The following is a 605-nucleotide window of genomic DNA, read 5'->3' as shown; positions in this document are numbered from 1 at the left end:
TTTCATCAGACAATCTGTGTGAGCACTTCACTAGCACTTCACTTTGGTAAGGAGGTGATCCAACCGCAGGTTCCCCTACGGTTACCTTGTTACGACTTCACCCCAGTCATGAATCACAAAGTGGTAAGCGCCCTCCCGAAGGTTAAGCTACCTACTTCTTTTGCAACCCACTCCCATGGTGTGACGGGCGGTGTGTACAAGGCCCGGGAACGTATTCACCGTAGCATTCTGATCTACGATTACTAGCGATTCCGACTTCATGGAGTCGAGTTGCAGACTCCAATCCGGACTACGACGCACTTTATGAGGTCCGCTTACTCTCGCAAGTTCGCTTCTCTTTGTATGCGCCATTGTAGCACGTGTGTAGCCCTACTCGTAAGGGCCATGATGACTTGACGTCATCCCCACCTTCCTCCGGTTTATCACCGGCAGTCTCCTTTGAGTTCCCACCATTATGTGCTGGCAACAAAGGATAAGGGTTGCGCTCGTTGCGGGACTTAACCCAACATTTCACAACACGAGCTGACGACAGCCATGCAGCACCTGTCTCAGAGTTCCCGAAGGCACTAAAGCATCTCTGCTAAATTCTCTGGATGTCAAGAGTA

The 605-nt window shown here is 50.7% G+C and carries 1 rRNA gene; it reads right to left on the bottom strand.

Going from position 1 to position 605, the window contains the following annotated elements:
* Positions 1-47: 47 nt before the first annotated feature.
* A 16S ribosomal RNA gene (locus AU509_RS17765) occupies positions 48-605 on the bottom strand; the annotation flags it as partial.

The organism is Lonsdalea britannica (assembly GCF_002111595.1).
In the GTDB taxonomy this organism is placed as follows: Bacteria; Pseudomonadota; Gammaproteobacteria; order Enterobacterales; family Enterobacteriaceae; genus Lonsdalea; species Lonsdalea britannica.
The sequence above is the reverse complement of the archived record's forward strand: the minus strand, read 5'-3'. Positions and strand labels throughout refer to the sequence as shown.